General features: G+C 70.0%; 12 protein-coding genes and 1 pseudogene. 10 read left to right on the top strand and 3 right to left on the bottom strand.

The features are described 5' to 3' along the window. The first annotated feature begins 495 nt into the window (after positions 1-495). The 5 genes from ACFYML_RS03730 to ACFYML_RS03710 all read left to right on the top strand — a co-directional run bounded on the left by ACFYML_RS03730 (position 496) and on the right by ACFYML_RS03710 (position 6,490). Positions 496-1,392: a dihydrodipicolinate synthase family protein gene (locus tag ACFYML_RS03730; protein ID WP_387419125.1), complete on the top strand. Its 897-nt coding sequence runs from the start codon at positions 496-498 to the stop codon at positions 1,390-1,392. 293 nt (positions 1,393-1,685) lie between these two features. Then, positions 1,686-2,381: a GntR family transcriptional regulator gene (locus tag ACFYML_RS03725; RefSeq protein WP_387276096.1), complete on the top strand. Its 696-nt coding sequence runs from the start codon at positions 1,686-1,688 to the stop codon at positions 2,379-2,381. Between the two features lie 375 nt (positions 2,382-2,756). Next, positions 2,757-4,598, top strand: a complete 1,842-nt coding sequence (locus ACFYML_RS03720; RefSeq protein ID WP_387419124.1) for an SCO2524 family protein — start codon at positions 2,757-2,759, stop codon at positions 4,596-4,598. Further along, a complete protein-coding gene (locus tag ACFYML_RS03715) occupies positions 4,599-5,528 on the top strand; it encodes an SCO2523 family variant P-loop protein (protein WP_387419123.1) in 930 nt (309 codons plus the stop codon). It begins immediately after the preceding gene. Further along, positions 5,525-6,490, top strand: a complete 966-nt coding sequence (locus ACFYML_RS03710) for an SCO2522 family protein (RefSeq protein WP_387419122.1) — start codon at positions 5,525-5,527, stop codon at positions 6,488-6,490. Before ACFYML_RS03715 ends, ACFYML_RS03710 begins: the two co-directional genes overlap by 4 nt. 6 nt (positions 6,491-6,496) lie before the next feature. On the opposite strand, the gene ACFYML_RS03705 is transcribed toward ACFYML_RS03710, so the two are convergent. Further along, positions 6,497-7,453, bottom strand: a complete 957-nt coding sequence (locus ACFYML_RS03705) for an SCO2521 family protein (protein ID WP_387419121.1) — start codon at positions 7,451-7,453, stop codon at positions 6,497-6,499. A 302-nt stretch (positions 7,454-7,755) separates the two neighbouring features. Here ACFYML_RS03705 and ACFYML_RS03700 point away from each other — a divergent pair, with 302 nt between their 5' ends. From ACFYML_RS03700 to ACFYML_RS03685, 4 genes and pseudogenes are all read left to right on the top strand, one after another. Next, positions 7,756-11,970, top strand: coding sequence for a HEAT repeat domain-containing protein (locus ACFYML_RS03700; RefSeq protein WP_387419120.1), 4,215 nt, complete (start codon positions 7,756-7,758; stop codon positions 11,968-11,970). A 135-nt stretch (positions 11,971-12,105) separates the two neighbouring features. Continuing rightward, on the top strand, positions 12,106-13,545 hold the full coding sequence (locus ACFYML_RS03695) for a glycosyl hydrolase family 28 protein (protein WP_387419119.1): 1,440 nt from the start codon (positions 12,106-12,108) through the stop codon (positions 13,543-13,545). A gap of 39 nt (positions 13,546-13,584) precedes the next feature. Next, entirely contained in the window at positions 13,585-14,601 is a 1,017-nt protein-coding gene (locus ACFYML_RS03690; RefSeq protein ID WP_387419118.1) for a LacI family DNA-binding transcriptional regulator, read from the top strand. Between the two features lie 45 nt (positions 14,602-14,646). After that, positions 14,647-14,736 (top strand): annotated as a pseudogene (locus ACFYML_RS03685) (IS5/IS1182 family transposase); the annotation flags it as partial. Positions 14,737-14,779: 43 nt separating this feature from the next. On the opposite strand, the gene ACFYML_RS03680 reads toward ACFYML_RS03685, so the two are convergent. Both ACFYML_RS03680 and ACFYML_RS03675 read right to left on the bottom strand, forming a co-directional pair. After that, entirely contained in the window at positions 14,780-15,355 is a 576-nt protein-coding gene (locus ACFYML_RS03680) for a DinB family protein (protein ID WP_387419117.1), read from the bottom strand. Positions 15,356-15,438: 83 nt separating this feature from the next. Continuing rightward, positions 15,439-16,452, bottom strand: coding sequence for a LacI family DNA-binding transcriptional regulator (locus tag ACFYML_RS03675; protein WP_387419116.1), 1,014 nt, complete (start codon positions 16,450-16,452; stop codon positions 15,439-15,441). A 562-nt stretch (positions 16,453-17,014) separates the two neighbouring features. Between ACFYML_RS03675 and ACFYML_RS03670 the strand changes: the two genes are divergently transcribed. After that, positions 17,015-18,286: a glycoside hydrolase family 28 protein gene (locus ACFYML_RS03670; protein WP_387419114.1), complete on the top strand. Its 1,272-nt coding sequence runs from the start codon at positions 17,015-17,017 to the stop codon at positions 18,284-18,286. Positions 18,287-18,446 lie beyond the last annotated feature (160 nt).

Here is an 18,446-nt window from a genome sequence, read left to right as displayed (position 1 = left end):
GCGTGAGGTCGTTCCGGGCCGGACCCCTGGGTCGGAGACGAGGAGGTTCTCGCTGCCGGCTCCGGTTGGCCCCCGATGCACAGGGGCCAGCCGTAGAAGCCGGGCTCGGTGATGAGGTTCGCCGGTGATCGGGTCCTCGGTCCAGGCCCGGTCCGGCAAACCGGTTCGGGTGGCGTCACAGGCGTAGGCGTGTCTGCGATTCGCGCTCCTGATGACGACCAGGTCGCGGTGGCGGCGATGGTCGTGCGGCGGCCGGGTCTGATCACGAGGCGACTGCCAGTGCTCCGCCGGCGCAGCGGCGTGCCATCACGCCGCCGGGTGCGGGGAGGTGGTCGGGCGGGTGCACCTTATGCGACGTTACGGCTGGAGTCTTTCCTTTGCGCTGTTGTACTGTGACATTGTACGCCCCTCCGTCGTGGTGGTGCCTTCAACGACGGCGACGGGATTCAGGTCGGGTTCGGCCGGACGGATGCGACACAAGACAGGGAGTACGGGATGCACGCGCGATTGAAGCCATGGCACGGGGTGCTGGTCGCCACGGCGCTGCCCTTCGACGACCGGCTGCAGGTCGATCTCGATCGGTTCGCGGAGCACGTCCGGTGGCTGGCCGCCGAGGGCTGCGACGGCGTGACCCCGAACGGGTCGCTGGGGGAGTACCAGACGTTGACCGAGCAGGAGCGACGCGCCGTGGTGCGTACGGCGGTCGACACCGCTCCGGACGGCTTCACCGTGATGCCCGGCATCGCCGCGTACGGTGCGTTGGAGGCGCGGAGATGGGCCGAGGACGCCGCTGAGGCCGGTTGTGCGGCGGTCATGCTGCTGCCCCCGAACGCCTACCGGGCCGACGAGCGGGCCGTTGTCGAGCACTACCGCGAGGTGGCGAAGGTCGGCATACCTGTGGTGGCGTACAACAATCCGATCGACACCAAGGTCAATCTCACCCCGGCCCTGCTCGCCCAGCTGTGCGGCGAGGGACTGATCGTGGGCGTCAAGGAGTTCTCCGGCGACGTCCGGCGCAGCTACGAGATCGCCGAGCTGGCCCCGGACCTCGACGTGTTGGTCGGCGCTGACGACGTGGCATTGGAAATGTGCCTCGCCGGAGCGCGGGGCTGGGTCGCGGGCTACGTCAACGCGCTGCCGCGGGCGAGTGTGCAGCTGTTCAATGCCGCCGCCAACGGTGACCTGGCCACCGCCCTGCCGCTCTATCGGATGCTGCATCAGCTGCTGCGCTGGGATTCGAAGACGGAGTTCGTCCAGGCGATCAAGCTGTCGATGGACGTCGTCGGGCGGTATGGCGGGCCGTGTCGGCCGCCGCGGGTTCCGCTCACCGCCGAGCAGGAGCGCGCCGTGCGGGAGGCCACCGAGAAGGCGACCGCCGCCGGGTGCCGGTAGTGGAAGGGCGGTAGACACGTGCGCGGCAAGCGGCTGTTCCACGCGATCTGCTCGCACACCGGGGGCATGCCGAACCACGTCCTCCCGCTCGGTGGACAGCGGGGTTCCCGCATCGGCCACCGGGAGCAGGGCCGGGCCGCGCCGGGGTTCTACACTGCGCTGCACCCGGTCCCCAAGGCGGTCGTACCGACCTGGGGATGCGACACGATCCGGGTGGTGCGAGGCGGTGGATCCGGTCCAACTATCCTCCAAGCGGAGGGGGTGCAGTAATGGCGCAGTCGTTACATTTGCCGATGCTCGAGGCGCGGCGCAGCGTGCGGGGCCAGGTCGCCCACGCCCTGCGTGCGGCCCTCGTGGCCGGTGAAATGCGCCCCGGGGAGATCTACTCCGCGCCCGCCCTCGCCGCGCAGTTCGGCGTGTCGCCCACGCCGGTGCGGGAGGCGATGCTGGACCTGGTCAAGGAGGGCCTGGTCGAGACGGTGCCGAACAAGGGTTTCCGGCCGACCGAACTCTCCGACGAGGAACTGGACAACATCACTGAGATCCGACAGCTTCTCGAGGTTCCGATGACCATCCGGGCGGCTGGCGTCGCAGGCGCCGATGACCTGGCCCGCCTGCGGCCGATCGCGCAACGTATCGTCGAGGCGGCGCAGGAGAAAGATCTGATCGCGTACATCGAGCAGGATCGGGTGTTCCACCTGGAGCTGCTCGCACTGGCGGGCAACGCGAACCTGGTCTCGCTCGTCGGCGAGTTGCGCTCCCGGACGAGGCTGTACGGCCTCACCCGGCTCGCCGCCAACGGCGAGTTGGCCTCCTCGGCCGCGGAACACCTCCAGATGCTCGATCTCATCGCCGCGAACGACCGGCGTGGCCTCGAGCGGCTGATCAAGGCGCACATCGGCCACGTGCGCGGCAGCTGGGCCGGTCGGGAGGAACGCCCGCGCCGGCAGCGGTCACGAGCTGCGGCAGCCCAGAAGAACGGGCACTGAACCCGGCTGGCCGAGGGCTTGATCCACGTCCACGGCGGCGTCATCGTGGCGGTCCCGTGCGGCTGGGGTCGATGCGCTGCGTTGCGCCGTTCAGGGCCACTTCCCACGATGAAGCTGGCTCGCTTTCATCCCGCGTCCAACGGGGATGGCGCCGAAAGTGGACTCACATCTTGTCGTGGACTGTTTCCGCCGAAGATCGGGGCGCGAGTCGCACCTGGACGACCGGTTGCCGTCGCCGACACGCGGCCATCGAAGCCGCTCTAGCGGTACTCGACGCGACCGATACGATGTGGTGGCACACACCATCGTGGATCTTCGTGCGCACGGCAACACCAGCAGTTTCGAGTCGACGACTACAGCAGACGGCGGTGGATCATGCGGATACAGCCGCGCCAGGAGATCCTCGACATCTGGCGGGCCACGGTACGCAGTTGCTGGCAGGACGGTGAATGGCACTGGGGTGGCCGCAGCGGCAGCAACTCCATCAGCGACGCCGAGCAACTGCTGACCCTGCTGCTCCCGGCGGCCAAGGTCCCGGTCCTGTCGCTGGACGACCCGGACCGCACCGACGAGGAGGTCATCGAGGCACTGGGTCCGATCGGCGGTGCGATCGAGATTCCCCGTCGCCTGGTCGGCGTGATGATCGACTACTACACCCGGTACACCGACGACACCGGGACCCCGCTGTTCGACGGTGGTAGCTACCTCAACCCGTTGGAGGGTGGCCCGGACCTCACCGATGAGCAGCGCTCCCAGGACATCGTCGACTCGTTCGCGGTGTCCGTCACGCTCACCCTGGCGACGATCGGTTTCGTAAAGGTCTACCGTGGCGCCACCCAGCGGCGCGACCTGCTGGCGCAACTGGACAACCTCGAGGCGATGGCCAGCGCGCGCCTCACGGCGGCCATGGTGGGGCTGCTGCGCAGCTTCAGTACCTTCGTCTTCACCGCCACCGACGAGTACGGCGTCCGGCTGTGCGACATGGTCAACCAGGACGAGCTGCCCCGCCGCGAGCTCGTGGCGGCGCTGCGCGAACAGCTGCGGGACACCATGGCCAGCCTGCGCAGCGTGGTGATCGGGTCAGGTCGGGTGACCGAGGACCTGGACAACAGCGAGATGCTGTTCGAGTGCGGTTGGTCGTGGGGGACCATCGCCGGCGCCGAGGAGGTCCCGACCACCGAACCGATCGGCCAGCAGCGCGAGGGCTCGGCGGAGAACGCTCCCTACCTCTACTTCACGGTCATCGCGATGGACGCCATCGAAGACCTGAACTCCGAGCGCACCCGCCTGCTCGGGTTGCTCAACGAGGAGCAGCAGCGGCTGTCCCGGGCACTGCAACTGCGCTGGGAGCTGACCCGCACCTACTGGGCGACGGTGGCGACCTTCGGCAACCGGCGGCGGTGGCCCATCGAGGACATCCCGTGGCGGACGACTGACGGTGACCGCACCGACTACTACACCCTGCAGGCCACGTCGCTGGCGGTGAAGGGACTGCTCGCCGGTGGGCGCGGCGCCGACGAGGAGCTCGGGCGGATCGCCGCGGTGCTCGTGGAGCTGGCGCAGCGGTCGCGGATCACCCGGCGCGCCTCGCCGGACGAGCCGGCGTTGATCGTGCATGCGCCGGGCAAGCGGGTGACGCTGAACGACGACACGTCGAAGCCGATCATGACGTGGAACGTCAACGAGTTCTCCACGGTGCTGCTGCAGCGGGCGGCGACCGTCGCCGGTCTGCTGAGCAACGCCCGGCAGCGCAGCGAGCTGCTCGAACTTGCCGACGAGGTGTGGGAGCACCTGCTGCTGCGGCGTATCCCCGACGGCCGGCACCGCGGGCTGTGGGACCACGCCGGCGGTGCCTTCCCCGGGCTGGCGCCGAAGCCGGACGCACCCTCCTGGTATCTGACCGAGCGGGTGGTGCAGGCGCTGGTCAGCGCCGGTCAGCTGCTCTGGGAGCGGCCGTTCCCGCGAGCCGGCCGGCTCGCCGCGTACGCGCAGGATCTCATCGACGAGGCCGAGTACCTGTTCGACCGGGAGTTGATGCGCGGCACGTTCGCCGGTGAGGCGATGCAGCGCAGCATGCGCAGCATCCGGGCCAGCCTGCGCCGGGCGCAGATGCTGGTGGACGAACGGCCTGGCACGGCGGCCGCTCTGGCGAACACCCTGCTGCTGCTGCTCAACGACATCACCACCGGGCAGCAGAAAGCCAGCGAGGGGATCTGAATGCTGGTCTTCGTCACGTCGCACAAGGGCGGCACCGGGCGTTCGGTGACCGCGGCGAACATCGCCTACCGCAGCGCGTTGTCCGGCCGCCCCACCTGCTATCTGGACTACGACTTCGGTTCGCCGACGGCCGGTATCACGTTCCAGATCCCGCAGGCGGTCAACGGGGTGGAGGGCGCCGGGCCGAACGGCGGTGGCCTGCACCGGTACCTGCGCGGAGAGATCCCGTCGCCGGAGCAGTTGGACGTGTGGGGCACCTCGGAGCGGGCCAGCCTGCGGCAGCGGCCCATCGGGTCCGGTCCGCTGGTGCTGCTGCCCGGGCAGCGCAACGGCAGCGAGTTCGGCTTCACCAACGACATCGCCAAGCGCTGCGCCGAGCTCTTCCTCCGGTTGGAGGAGGAGTTCGACCTGACTCTGGTGGACCTCAGCGCCGGCCGGTCCTACGCCAGCCAGATCGCGCTGGCGGCGACCGCCACCCCCACCCTGCGGAAGGTGACCGTTCGTTGGCTGGTCTTCCACCGGTGGACCCCCCAGCACGTCACGGCGGCCGCGGACCTTGCCTTCGAGGCCGGCGGGATCCTGGCGATGGGCAAGGAATACGGCCACGAGCCGGAGCGGCTGCGGGAGTCGTTGCGGTTCATCCGCACCGCGGTGATCGATTCGCGCGGTCCCGAGGTCGGCCACCTCGACCTCGCGCAGCAGGCCTTCCTGCGCAAGTGCGACGCGGAGCTGTCGGAGCTGGCCCGACGGCGGAGCGTCGGGCGCACCACGCTGCTCGGCGCGGTGCCGCTGGATCCCTTGCTGCAGTGGCGTGAGCAGCTCATCTCGGACCACGACGTGCAGACCAAGATCGCGAACGCCAAGACCGTGGACGCCTTCGTGGATCTGACCGAGAAGCTCTTCGACGAAACGGCATGGGAGACCGCGTGATCGGCGTGGATGTCAGGTTCCAGGAGGCGGCTGCGGTGCGTCGTACGGAGAGCGTGGCGTACTCGCATCTGTCGGTGGAGTTGGGGCACTTCTACGCGGAGGACTTCGGCGACGGGTGCCACGAGCTGCGGCGCAAGTTCGAGCGGATCGCGGACTGGGCGGGGGCGATCCCGGCGCTGGCCCGACGAGGACTGCCGCCGAACCGGCAGCCCCGGATCAGCACCTGCTTCCTGGTGGACGACTACTTCCACCGGTTCGGCACCCCGCGCGAGGTGATCCCGCAGGTGCAGAGCGCCGCGGCGGAGCACGGCCTGACGCTGGACTACGTGGCTCGGGAGTCCTGCTTCGCCCGGCACGACGGGGTCGAGTTGGCCCAACTGGTGGTCGACACGTTGGTGGTGGAGCCGCCCCGGCACACCACCGGGAGCCGCCCGCCGCTGAGCGAGTCGGGCTGGCTGTCCAACGGTAAGCGCTCGCCCGGACATGTCGACGCGCCGGCGATGACCCTGCCACTGCCGTGGTCCCCGCCGGTGCAGTCCGGCGATCCCCAGCACTCCATCTTCGTCGACGTCGAGCTGTGGTCCGACGAGCCGAACACGCGGGTGTGGGCCTGCGCGCTGCTCGCCTCGGTCTGGCAGATGACTCGGCTGGGCGTGCTACGGCACCGGGGTGAGACGATCACGCAGCCGTGCCGGCTTGCCGGCGAACTGCCCACCGACTGGGACGAGCTGCCGTCGGTCGTCCAGCTGAACCCAGTCGCCGCGCCGTTCTGCGCGTATCGCACGCTGACCCTGATGGACACCCGGTACCTGCCGGTGGAGCTGGCCGTGCGGACCATCCTCGGTCAGGTCGCGGTGCCCCCGCCGGTCGCCCGGCAGGTCGCCAAGCGGGCCGGCGGGGAGGGCCTGCAGCTGCCCAGCGAGCTGGTCGACCGGTTGAGCTACGTGTTCATCGGCGAGTGAACGTGGTCAGCGTGGGCACGGCTGGTTGACCGCCACCCGGCCGGCCAGGTCGCGCAGCAGGGCCTGGTTGCTCACGCTGATCTGATCCCGGATCCAGTTGACCGACGACTTCCACTGCCGGCTGAACCCGGGTACCTGCTCCAGCCGGTCCCAGATCGGCCGTAGCCGCGGGTCCACCCGCGCGCCGGGCAGCCACAGGTGCAGCAGGTGCTCCAGCACCGGCCGCAGCCGCTCGATGTGCTCCTGCCCGGAGACCGATCGGGTCACCGCGGCCTCCACGACGGCGGACAGCATGGTGAGCAGCCAGTCGTGCAGGGCCAGATCCTCGCAGAGGCCGGCCACGGCGGCCGGCACGTCCTGCGGGCCGACCACGAGTTCGACCGTGCGCAGCGTGGGGGAGTCCACGGTGACCACCGCCGAGGAGACCTGGTCCGGTCGCTCGGCGATCCGCGCGGTCCAGCGCAGCCGGGTGCGCGCCGCGCGCAACGGCGGGCGCCGGTCCAGCAGGTCGGACATCTGCACGCCGTCGAGCACCCGGCCGGTGATCGCCTCCAGGTTCAACACGTCGGCGGCGTTGCCGTGCAGGAAGCCCGCCGCCAGGTCCGCGGCGTCCAGCTTCCCGACCGTCTCCAGCACGCCGGGACTGGCCAGGTAGTGCGACCACGGTTGGCGGCGCTCCCCGGGGACCACCTGGATGACCGAGGACGCCTGGCCGATCCGGCCGCCGGTGATGATGGCCCGGGTGACCACCGCGCCCACGCCGCGTAGCTGGCGCTTCTTGGCGCTGGGCAGCCAACAGTCCACGCCGGTGCGCACGTCGGGCGACACCGCGTAGAGCGACGGGCGCCGCGATGTCAGCACGGCCTCGCCCTCGACCAGGCTGAGCACCTCGGCGCTCTGCTCCTGTGCCAGCGCAGTGCTGTGCTGCAGCAGGCTGGTGTGCACCTCACCCACCGTGAGCATGGCTTCCTCCGCATCGCCGCCACCGATCCGCGGTCGCCCGCGGAATGCGGTCCCATGGTGATTGACGTACGCCGCCGTGACCCGCACCGACACGGACCCGTGCGGGAAATGCCGAAACACCCGTGGGCACGGGATTCCGCCCGTTCCGGGCCCGTATCTGTCCAGTGGACATCATAGGCCCCCCGTTGGCGGGAATCCCATGTGTGGCGGGGGTTGCCGGGCGTTCGCGGGTCGGAGGGATGTGACGTCGGCTGATATTTTCAATGGTGCGGTCCCCAGCTACCCCCTGGAGTTTGCCGTTCATGAAGGTTTACATTTCGGCCACCCAAAAGGACCTGCTGGAATATCGCGCTGCCGTGCACGCCGTGGCACGTCGCCTCGAGATCGAGGACGTGGCCATGGAGGCGTACGGCGCCGACATCAGGCCACCCCTGGAACGCTGCCTGGCCGACGTACGCCGCTGCGACCTCTACGTGGGGCTGTTCGCCTGGCGGTACGGGTTCCGGCCGCCCGGCCAGGAATCCTCCATCACCGAACTGGAATACCGTGAGGCCCTCGCGGCCGGGAAACCCTGCCTGATCTTCCTGCTCGCCGAGGACACGCCGTGGCCGGTGGACATGATCGACCGGGACGCCGACTGGCAGCAGGTCGTCGCGCTGCGCCGGGAACTCAAGGAACGCCACCTGTGCGCCTTCTTCTCCAGTGTGGACGACCTGTCCGCCAAGGTCACCGTGGCGCTGGCCGACGTGCGCAGCGGCCGCTCCCCGGCCCGCGAACCCGCCGACCCCGACACCCACCTGCCAGACGCCGTACGCAACCACTACTACAAGCAGCTGGCGCTGCGCTACCAGGCGGTCCCCCTGGACGGGGTGTCGCCACGACCCACCATCGGATACCTCACGGTCGGCCTGCCGAAGGTGTTCGTGGAACCCCGGGTACACGAGGACGCCCGGCCGGAAATGCCCCTCGCGTGGTGGCGCTGGGCCGGCTCCACACCGGACGGTGACCCCGGCGGCCTACCCGGCGTGGTGGACCCGGAGGAAGTGGAGCGGCTCTGGGAGGAGTACGCGGCCAAGGACGCGCTCGCCCTGTTCGACGTGGTGTGCGATCCGAGCCGACGGGCCATCGTGCTGCTCGGCGACCCCGGCTCCGGCAAGTCAGCGACCGCACGCTATCTGGCGCTGGCCCTGGCCGGCGCCTGCGTCGAGCCCCGACTGGCCGCGCTGGACCGCTACCTGCCAGTCCTGATCGAGCTGCGCTCGTACGCCGTGCACTGCGGGGACGGCCGGTGCGACGGCCTGCTCGACTACGTCGGCCACCGCCACCAGCAGGGCCTCGCCGGAATCGACCAGGACGTGCTGGAGTCGTACCTGCGCCAGGGCGGCCAGGCACTGTTCCTGTTCGACGGCCTCGACGAGGTGTTCGACCCCGCCCAGCGGGAGGAGGTCGCCGCACAGATCGCCACGTTCGCCAACGAATACCCCGGTGTCCGGACGGTGGTCACCTCGCGGGCAGCAGGCTACCTGCGACACACCTTCGCCAACGCCGGCTTCGACCACTTCACCCTCGAGGACCTCGACGACGAACGGATCGCCCGGTTCCTCGGCAACTGGTACCGCTACGTCATGCCCACCCCGCCGGCCGAGGCGGACCGGCAGCGGCGGCAGATCCTCGACGTGGTGCGCAGATCCCGGGCCATGCACGAGATCGCCGGCAACCCGCTGCTGCTGATGCTCATGGCCATCGTCGGCCGAGGCCACCCACTGCCACGCAACCGGCGCCGCCTCTACGCCCACGTCACCGACGTGCTGATCTCCGAGTGGGACGTGACCAAACAACTGCGGGAAAGCCACGGCGACGTGCCGCCGCTGGACCCGCAGGCGAAGCGGAGGCTGCTGCGCCACCTGGCGTTCCGGATGCAGTTCCGGGAGTCCGGTCCGGCGGGAAACTACATCGAATCCGACGAGCTGGCGCGCATCTTCCGGGACCACCTGGTCGACTTCTACGGATTCGAGAACGAGCGGGCGCTCGCCATGGCCTACTCAATGATCGACAAGTTGCGCCAGCGAAGCTTCATCCTGGAACGGTACGGCCTGCGACTGTTCGGGTTCGTGCACCGCACGTTCCTGGAGTTCTTCTGTGCCGAGGAGATCGTGGACAGGTTCGAGCACGATCCGGACGCCTGGGGCCTCGACCAGCTGCGCGCGCTGTTCCGCGAGCACTGGGCCGACCCGTCCTGGCGGGAGGTGCTCCGGCTGGTCGCCAGCGCGCTGCCCGCCCCGACCGCCAACGACCTGGTCACCCTCCTCGCCACCGAGGTCAACCAACCCTGGCCGCCGCTGAACCTCACCGGCCCACCATGGAACCTGGTGCTGGCCGCGCAGTGCGTGGCGGAAGCGCCGCAGCCGGCCGAGCTGGCCGGCGCGGGCGACGCCGTGCTGGGCCAGATCGTGCTCCTGGTCGAACACGGCATCTCCGCCGACGACCCCAACCTGGTGGAACTCACCGAACAGGAACTGCTGTCCTCCATCCGGGCGCTCGGCCGGCACTGGCCGGGCCGGGCTGCCTTCCTGCACTGGTACCGCCGCCGCGGAGTGCGCACCAGCTGGCGCTCCGGCTCCGCGTTCGCGACCCGCATCGCCGCGGTGCTGTCCACCGCCGAGGAACAGCTGGAGGAGCTGCTGGTCCGGGAACTCGGGCAGGGCCGCGAACGGCAGGCCCACCTCACCATGGTCGCCGGGCTGGCCGAGGCCGCCGGCCGGCTGGACACCACCAGCCCCAGCCGCCGCCGGTGCCGGGACCTGCTCCTCGCCCAGGCACAGGCGGAAGTGTCGACCGCGGTACGGCAGGCCGCCGTCCGGGCCCTGGTCGCACACTTCAGCGCCGACCCCGAGCTCATCGACGTGCTGCGCGACCTCACCGAATCACCCGACCCCGCGGTACGCGCGCTCGCCGTGCAGTCCCTCGGCGGCCGGGCCGAGCTGTCCCAGGACGTCCGCCAGGTGCTGGCGAGGGCCACCCAAGACCCCGCCACCGCCGTGCGGCGCGCCGCCGTGGGAGTCCTCGCCGCCCGCTGCGCCGACCTGCCCGACGTACCCGAGACGCTGCAGCGACTACTGGACACCGACACCGACCCCGCAGTGGTCCAGTGCGCGCTGGAAGGCCTGCTGGCACTGCCCGAGCACGCCGACACGGCCCGCACACGGGCGCTGGAGCGGGTCACCGGCGACGCCCCGGACGAGGTGCGGCGCGGCCTGGTGACCGAACTGCTGCCGGACGGGCCCAGCCCCGACGGCACCGAACTGCTGCTGAAGCTGGCCTGCTCAGCCACCTCCGCGCGGCTGCGCGCGGTCGCCGTGCAGCGGCTGGCGCTCGTACCCGATCCGGAGGGGCGCTGCCGAGCCCGGCTGGTCGACCAGATCGAGCAGGACGAGGACGCGTCCGTGCGGGCCGCAGCGGTGACCGCACTGCTCGACCAGGACCGCGCGGACGACTCCGGATGGACCGTAGCGGCGTACGCCGCGCGCGCCGACGACGACGCGACCGTGCGCCTCGCCGCGGTGCGTGCCCTGGCCGAGGCCTACCCCGACCACCGCACCGGGGAACTGCTGCTGGAACGAGCCCGCCGGGACCCGACCGCGAGCGTCCGGCTCGCCGCGGTCGACCTGCTCACCGGCCGGCCGCTGCTCGGCCACGCCACCCGCGACCTGCTCATCAGCCGGGCCTCCCAGGAGCGGGACCCCATCGTCCGGCTGCGGGTCACCCGCAGCCTGACCCACCTCGGCGAGCCACCGGACCCCGAGGTGCGCGAATGCCTCGCCGAGCAGGTCAGCCGCGACCCCGACCCGAACGTGCTGCGCGCCGCCGCACAGGCACTCGCCCGCCACGGCCAGGCCGACAGCCTGCTGGAGACGCTGTGCCGGCGGGCCCGCCGAGACAGCTACGCCGGCATCCGACTGGCCGCCGTGCAGGCCCTGTGCGCGTACGGCAGCCCCGACGTGGTGACCGACGTGCTGCTGGAATGCGTCGAATCGGACACCGACCCGGCCGTGTTCGACGCGGCGGTACGCTGCCTGACCGAACGGGGCTCGGCGTCCATGGCGGTGACGCTGCGGCTGATGCGCCGCCTGGCCGACCAGGACCCGGCGATCCGCGCCCGCATCGCCGCCGCGCTCGGCGAGCACTTCGGGGCCGATCCGGAGGTTCGGGTACTGCTGGTGGGGCTGGTCCGCGACGACCCGGACCTGGAGGTCCGGCGCCGCGCCGTGGAACAGCTGGGAGCCACGCTGGCCGACCGGATGGGGGTACGGGAACTGCTGCTGCGGCTGGCCGACGACGACGACTGGGAGATCCGCCGCACCGCGCTGCTCGCGTTGACCCGTCACTACCGGGGGGACAGCCGGACCCGGGAGGTCCTCGTCCGGCTCGCCCACCAGGAGGACGACAGCACCGTACGGCGGCTGGCCGCCCAACTGCTCGCCGCGCTGCCCGACACCAAGCCCGACGACTTCCCGTGACCTGCCGTTGGACGGAGCCTCGCCCGGCGTCCAATGGCCGGCGATAGCCACCCTCCGCCAATCCGTTGACGCCGATGCGTTTGGCCGGTAGGAAAAGCTTTACCTACCCGTTCCGGCCAGACCAGGAGAGCTTTCATGACGACCGAACACAGCAGACGTGACTTCCTCCGATGGGCCGGGGTGACCGCCTCCGCCGCAGCCTTCGCGCCGCTGGTCGCCGGCCGGGCAAGCGCCGATCCCACGCCTCCCGGCAACCCCTGGGCTCGCGCCGAGTACATCAGCGCGAAGGTGCACCGCCCGCACTTCCCCAACCGTTGGTTCGACATCCGGCAGTACGGTGCCGTCGGCGACGGCGCCACCGACTGCACGCAGGCGGTCAGGCAGGCGATCGCCGCCTGTCACACCGCCGGGGGAGGGCACGTGCTGGTTCCGGCCGGCCGGTTCCTCACCGGGCCGATCCACCTGCTCAGCAACGTCGACCTGCACGTCACCGCCGAGGCGGTGGTGCTGTTCAGCCAACGCCCCGCCGACTACCTGCCGGCCGTGCTGACCCGGTTCGAGGGCGTCGAGCTTTACAACTACTCGCCGCTGATCTACGCCTTCGAGCAGGAGAACATCGGGATCACCGGCGCCGGTGTGCTCGACGGCCAGGCGGACAACCAGCACTGGTGGCCGTGGAAGGGCAAGGCCGAGTACGGCTGGAAGAAGGGCGACCCGAAGCAGGACGCCGCCCGGGCCCGGCTGTTCGCCATGGCCGAGCAGGGCGTGCCGGTCGAGCAGCGGGTGTTCGGCGAGGGCGACTGTCTGCGCTCGTCCTTCATCGAGCCCTACCGTTGCCGCAACGTGCTCATCGAGGGGGTCACGATCGTCCGCTCCCCGATGTGGGAGATCCACCCGACCCTGTCCGAGAACGTGCTGGTGCAGAACGTCACCGTCAACTCCCACGGCCCGAACAACGACGGCTGCGACCCCGAGTCCAGCCGCATGGTCGTCATCCGCGGCTGCACCTTCGACACGGGTGACGACTGCATCGCGATCAAGGCCGGGCGAAACGCCGACGGGCGCCGGGTCAACGTCCCGAGCGAGGACATCCTCATCGAGGACTGCCTGATGCGCGACGGCCACGGCGGGGTGACCATCGGCAGCGAGATGTCCGGCGGGGTGCGCAACGTCTTCGCCCGCAACTGTGAGATGTCCAGCCCCAACCTGGACATCGCCCTGCGGTTCAAGACGAACTCCGTCCGCGGCGGGTTCATCACCGACGTCTACGCCCGCGACATCCGCATCGGCGAGGTCGCCGGCGCCGTCATCGACGTCAACTTCTTCTACGAGGAGGGTCCCGGCTACGGGTTCAACCCGGTGGTGCGCAACATCGACGTCCGGGACCTGACCGTCGGCCAGGCCGGGCGCGCTCTCAACCTTCGCGGCTACGCCGACGACCACATCACCAACGTGACCCTCACGAACGTGGACTTCGGCACCACGGGGAAGCCGGGCGTCGTGGAGTACGTCGACAACCTCGTGCTACGCAACGTCGTCGAGAACGGGCAACCGCTCGTGCTCGCGTCGGCCTGAGTGTCCGGAGCACCGGGGGCCGCATGGTCAAATGTGGCGGTGCAGCGAACGCCCCGCAGCTCACCGACCCGGTCGACCATCCACGACGTGGCCCGACTCGCGCAGGTGTCCACCGCGACCGTCTCCCGGGTGCTGACCGGCGCCAAGCCGGTCTCGGCCGACCTGGCCCAACGGGTACGCGACGCCGCAGCGCACCTGGACTACCGGCCCAACCCTGCGGCGCAGGTGTTGCTCAGCGGGCGCTCGCACACCGTCGGCGTCGTCGTCCCGGACCTCGCGAATCCCTACTTCGCCGAGGTGCTCAAGGGCGCGACGCCGGCGGCCGCCGAGCGCGGCTGGCGCACCCTCGTCGCCGACACCGACGAGGATCCCGAGGTCGAATACCGGGCCGCCACCGAGCTGGGCCGGTGGGTGGACGGCGTGATGCTGTGCTCACCCCGGATGAGCACACCCCGACTCCGAGAGCTGGCCACCAAGCTCCCGGCCCTCGTCCTGGTCAACCGCCTGGTACGACACCCGTCGGTGGCGGCCGTGCTGGTGGACTACCACCAAGGAATGACACAGCTGTGCGCCCACCTCGCATCGCTCGGACACCGCCGTCTCGTCTACCTGCAGGGCCCGCCCCACGCCTGGTCCGACGGGCAGCGCCGGCGCGCCCTGCGCACCGCCGCCGGCCGGGGACTCGACGTCGTGCAGATCCCATGCGGCTCGACCGCCCCGGACGGACACCGCATGGCCGAGGAAGCACTCGGGCACAAGCCGACCGCGATCGTCGCATTCAACGACTACGTCGCGCTGGGCGTCCTGAGCCGGCTCACCGAACTCGGCGTCACGGTGCCGGACGATGTCTCAGTGACCGGTTTCGACGACATCCCGCTCAGCGCCCTCACCCCGCCCGGGCTCACCACGGTAGCCGTACCCAAGCGGACCGTCGGCCGGCTGGCCTGGCAGCGGCTCGCCACCGAGGGCACCGGACCGTCGACGACGGCGACCAGAGTGCCGGTCGAGCTCGCCGTCCGCGGCTCGACCGCCCCACCCCGCCCGGGGCGCAGCTAGGGCTGTTCTGCCGATCTTCTAGTGGTTGATCGTTGACGATGTGCTCTGCCGGAGCCGGGCGGTGCGCGGGGGCGGTGGCGGGATCACCGCCAGGTCATCAACGGGATCCTGTGGAAGCTGCGCACGGGTGCGCCGGTACTCATCGCCGCCATCATCTGGCTTCCATGCGACAGAAAACCTAGTTGCTGCGTTTGTTGGCGTCGAGGGCGGCCTGCTCCACTCGCTGGCGGTAGTCCAGCCACCATGACTCGTCGGCGGCGGGCAGGTTGTCGTTCCTTGGCAGCAGCCCGGCCGCGCCGTCGATGAGTTCGCGCACGATGTCAGCGTGGCCGGCGTGCCGTTGCGTTTCCGCGATCACGTGGACCAGGACGTGGTGCAACGTGACCGCTGCATCGCCCCACCACGGCACACGGCCGACCTCATCCAGTGCAAGGGCTTCAATGGTGGTGTCGGCGTGAGCGATCGCGCGACGGTAAAGAGCGACGATCTCCTCGCGGGTCTCATCCGCAGTCGCCCACATGTCGGCATTGGTCTCCGCTCCGTCGCCGACGTACGGCAGCTCCTGCTCGAACGGCCGGCCGAACACGACGCCGAAGTAGAGGATCTCCATGGCCGCCGAGTGCTTCACCAGACCGAGTAAGTTGGTGGCGGTCGGGGTCAACGGACGTCGAATATCGTATTCGCTGAGCCCGTCGAGCTTCCACAGCAGCGCGTCACGGCCGCCCTTCAAATAGCTGTATAGGTCTGCCTTCATGGCGGCACTATGGCATCCGGTTGGGTGTCGGCGCTGCCCCGGACGACCCACAGAGCCCATGATCGGCAGGACACGCCCTGGTCTCAGGCGGGATCGGCCTCGCCGTTCTCCAAGGGGCGCCCGGTGCTGGCGCGGACGATCAGCGTCGGGGTGAGCATGACCGGCTGTGGCCACTGGTCACCGGCCAGGCGCGCCGACAGGTGATCCCAGGCCAGCCGGCCGAGCTGTGCGCGCTGGTTGCGCAGCGAGGTCAGCGGCGGTCGCGCGTACGCCGCGACGGGGATGTCGTCGTACGAGGTCACCGACACCGCGCCGGGCACCGCGACACCGGTGTCGTGCAACCAGCTCAGCAGCCCGATCGCGACCAGGTCGTTGAAGGTGATCACCGCCGTGGCGCCGATGCCCAGCACCTCCGGCCCGGCGTCGTACCCGTGGTCGCCGGACCAGCCCCCGGTGATCTCCGCCAGTTCCATGCCCATCTTCCGGGTCAGGGTGCGCAACGTGCGGCGACGCTGCCCGTCCGACCAGGAAGCAGGCGGCCCACCCACGTACGCGATCCGCCGGTGGCCGAGGTTCGCGAGGTGGTCCAGCAGTTGCCGGCTGCCGGAGCGGTAGTCGACGCAGACCACCCCCGCCTGTTTCGCCGTTCGGTTGACGCAGACGACCGGGATCGGCCCGTCGAGGATCCTGGCGAGGTGCTTCGGTCGCAGCCGTGAGCTGCACAGCACCAGGGCACTCGCGTGGCTGGTCAACTCCTCCGTCAGCCGCAGTTCCTCGTCAGGGTCCTCCCCGCTCTCGCTGATCAGCAGTCGGTAGCCCGCCGCGCGCGCCCCGGCGCCGAGGCCCTTGAGCACCTCGGGAAAGAACGGGTTGGCCAGATCGGGCACGGTCACCCCGATGGTGCGGACCTGGCCGAGCTTGAGCTCCTTCGCCGCGCCGTCGGCCCGGTAGCCCAGCCGCGCGGCGACCGAGCGGACGTGGTTGCTCACCTCGAACGAGATCTGCTCCGAGCCGTTGAGGACCCGGGAGACTGTCGACACCGACGTGCCCGCTTCGCGTGCGACGTCGACGAGACGAACCCGCCTTCCGCCCGTCACACCGCACCTCCTGATCCGATTGCTGGTCGCCACTGTACGACCGGGGCGTTCGATGCGCGGACCACCTCAGCCGCCATTCGATGCAAACGTTTGACAGAAGCAGCTCGGGCGTCCGACGCGGGTCTGGAGCGTCCCACGCCTCGGCACCGGGGCGGTCGGCCCTGATCTGCGCTTGCCGGCGGATCTGTTGCCTCAGGGCCGTTGACAAGGAGCGGCGATGGTCGAAATAATCCATGCAAACGTTTGCATGCTTGATCGTCGGTGGACGGTCACCTCCGGACTTCCGACGCCCCACAATGCGCAGACCCCGACCGGGTTTCCGCGGGGCAGTCCCGGGCCCGACGCCGTACGAGGCAACGCACCACCGTCACCACCCGTCCGTTCCCCCGAACCGAAAGGGAATGCCGTGACGACGCAACCGCCGGAACCGAAGCGAGCACCACGAGGCCGACGCCGTCCCCGTGCCGTCCTCGTCCTGCTGGCCCTGGCTCTCACTTCGACAGTCACCGCGGCCGCCGGAGCCGACGCAAGCCCCAGAGCCAGCGCCAACGCCGACTCGGCGATGATCCAGCGGATCGTCGACAAGATCGAGACGCCCGCCATCCCGAATCGGGACTATGTGGTCACCGACTTCGGTGCCGTGGGCGACGGCAGCGCCGACGCGCGTCCGGCCATCATGGCCGCCATCAAGCGCGCCTCCCAGGATGGTGGCGGGCGGGTGGTCCTGCCCGCCGGCCGCTGGTTCAGCAAGGGGCCGATCCATCTGGCCAGCCGAATCGACCTGCACGTGTCCGGCGGAGCCACGCTGCTGTTCAGCCCGGCCGCCAAGGACTACCTGCCCGTCGTGCGCACCCGCTGGGAGGGCACCGAGCTGTTCGGCTACTCACCGCTGATTTACGCCAATGACGTGCACGACGTGGCAATCACCGGCAAGGGCGTCATCGACGGCAACGAGCAGCACGAGTTCCACAGCTGGACAGGGAAGCAGCAGGGTGACCAGCTGCGGCTGCGTCAGATGGGTTTCACCGGCGTGCCGGTCGAGCAGCGGATCTTCGGCGCCGGCACCTACCTGCGGCCCAGCGCTGTCCAGTTCTTCCACGCCACGCGGGTGCTCCTGCAGGACTACACGATCCACAACTCCCCGTTCTGGATCAACCACCTCGTCTACACGGACGACGCCATCGTGCGCAACCTCGTCGTGGACAGCCACCGGGCGAACAACGACGGCGTGGACGTCGACTCGAGCACCCACGTGCTCATCGAGAAGAACACCTTCCGCACCGGCGACGACTCCGTGGTGGTGAAGTCGGGCCGAGACCTCGACGGGCGGACCATCGGCCGGCCGAGTGAATACATCGTCGTGCGCAACAACGACATGGGTGGCGAGGACGGCATCGCCCTCGGCAGTGAGATGTCGGGCGACATCCGCCACGTCTACTTCACCGACAACGTGCTGCGCACCGGCGCCTCCGCCATCCGGTTCAAGGGCAACCTCGACCGGGGCGGCACGGTCGAGCACATCCGCGTGCGGAACATGACAGTCGAGTCCTTCGACACCTTCATCTGGTTCCAGCTGAACTACCCCGGTGAACTGGGCGGCAATTTCCCGCCGGTGTACCGCGACATCGTGTTCTCCGACATCACCGTCGAGGCCGCCGGTCAGGTGCTCGAAGTCCACGGTCCGCAGGCCGCGCCGCTGCGGGACGTCCTGCTCAAGGACATCGTGGTGAAGAAGGCTGACAAGCCGTTCGTCCTCGAGAACGTCGAGCGACTCCGCTTCGACAACCTCATGATCAACGGCGACCGGGTCGACGGCAATCTCGACTGGAGGTAGGCGCCGCACTTTGCTCACCACCTCCGACGTCCGGACCTGCTGGCCGTGACCGGCCTCGCCCTGACGGCAGGCACACCCATGGAGGGGTAGGTCTCGGTCAGCAGGTGGCGAAGCGTCCGCGAGCGAACGCCTACGCGGAAAGGTTGGTCCGCACCGTCGT

Origin of the sequence: Micromonospora sp. NPDC007230 (assembly GCF_042869115.1) — a bacterium.
In the GTDB taxonomy this organism is placed as follows: Bacteria; Actinomycetota; Actinomycetes; order Mycobacteriales; family Micromonosporaceae; genus Micromonospora.
The sequence above is the reverse complement of the archived record's forward strand: the minus strand, read 5'-3'. Positions and strand labels throughout refer to the sequence as shown.

What these genes read in the sequence shown, in the direction of transcription:
- ACFYML_RS03730 (WP_387419125.1), top strand. Translation starts at nt 496, where the DNA reads ATGCACGCGCGATTGAAGCCATGGCACGGGGTGCTGGTCGCCACGGCG.
- ACFYML_RS03725 (WP_387276096.1), top strand. Translation starts at nt 1,686, where the DNA reads ATGCTCGAGGCGCGGCGCAGCGTGCGGGGCCAGGTCGCCCACGCCCTG.
- ACFYML_RS03720 (WP_387419124.1), top strand. Translation starts at nt 2,757, where the DNA reads ATGCGGATACAGCCGCGCCAGGAGATCCTCGACATCTGGCGGGCCACG.
- ACFYML_RS03715 (WP_387419123.1), top strand. Translation starts at nt 4,599, where the DNA reads ATGCTGGTCTTCGTCACGTCGCACAAGGGCGGCACCGGGCGTTCGGTG.
- ACFYML_RS03705 (WP_387419121.1), bottom strand. Translation starts at nt 7,453, where the DNA reads ATGCTCACGGTGGGTGAGGTGCACACCAGCCTGCTGCAGCACAGCACT.
- ACFYML_RS03700 (WP_387419120.1), top strand. Translation starts at nt 7,756, where the DNA reads ATGAAGGTTTACATTTCGGCCACCCAAAAGGACCTGCTGGAATATCGC.
- ACFYML_RS03695 (WP_387419119.1), top strand. Translation starts at nt 12,106, where the DNA reads ATGACGACCGAACACAGCAGACGTGACTTCCTCCGATGGGCCGGGGTG.
- ACFYML_RS03680 (WP_387419117.1), bottom strand. Translation starts at nt 15,355, where the DNA reads ATGAAGGCAGACCTATACAGCTATTTGAAGGGCGGCCGTGACGCGCTG.
- ACFYML_RS03670 (WP_387419114.1), top strand. Translation starts at nt 17,015, where the DNA reads ATGATCCAGCGGATCGTCGACAAGATCGAGACGCCCGCCATCCCGAAT.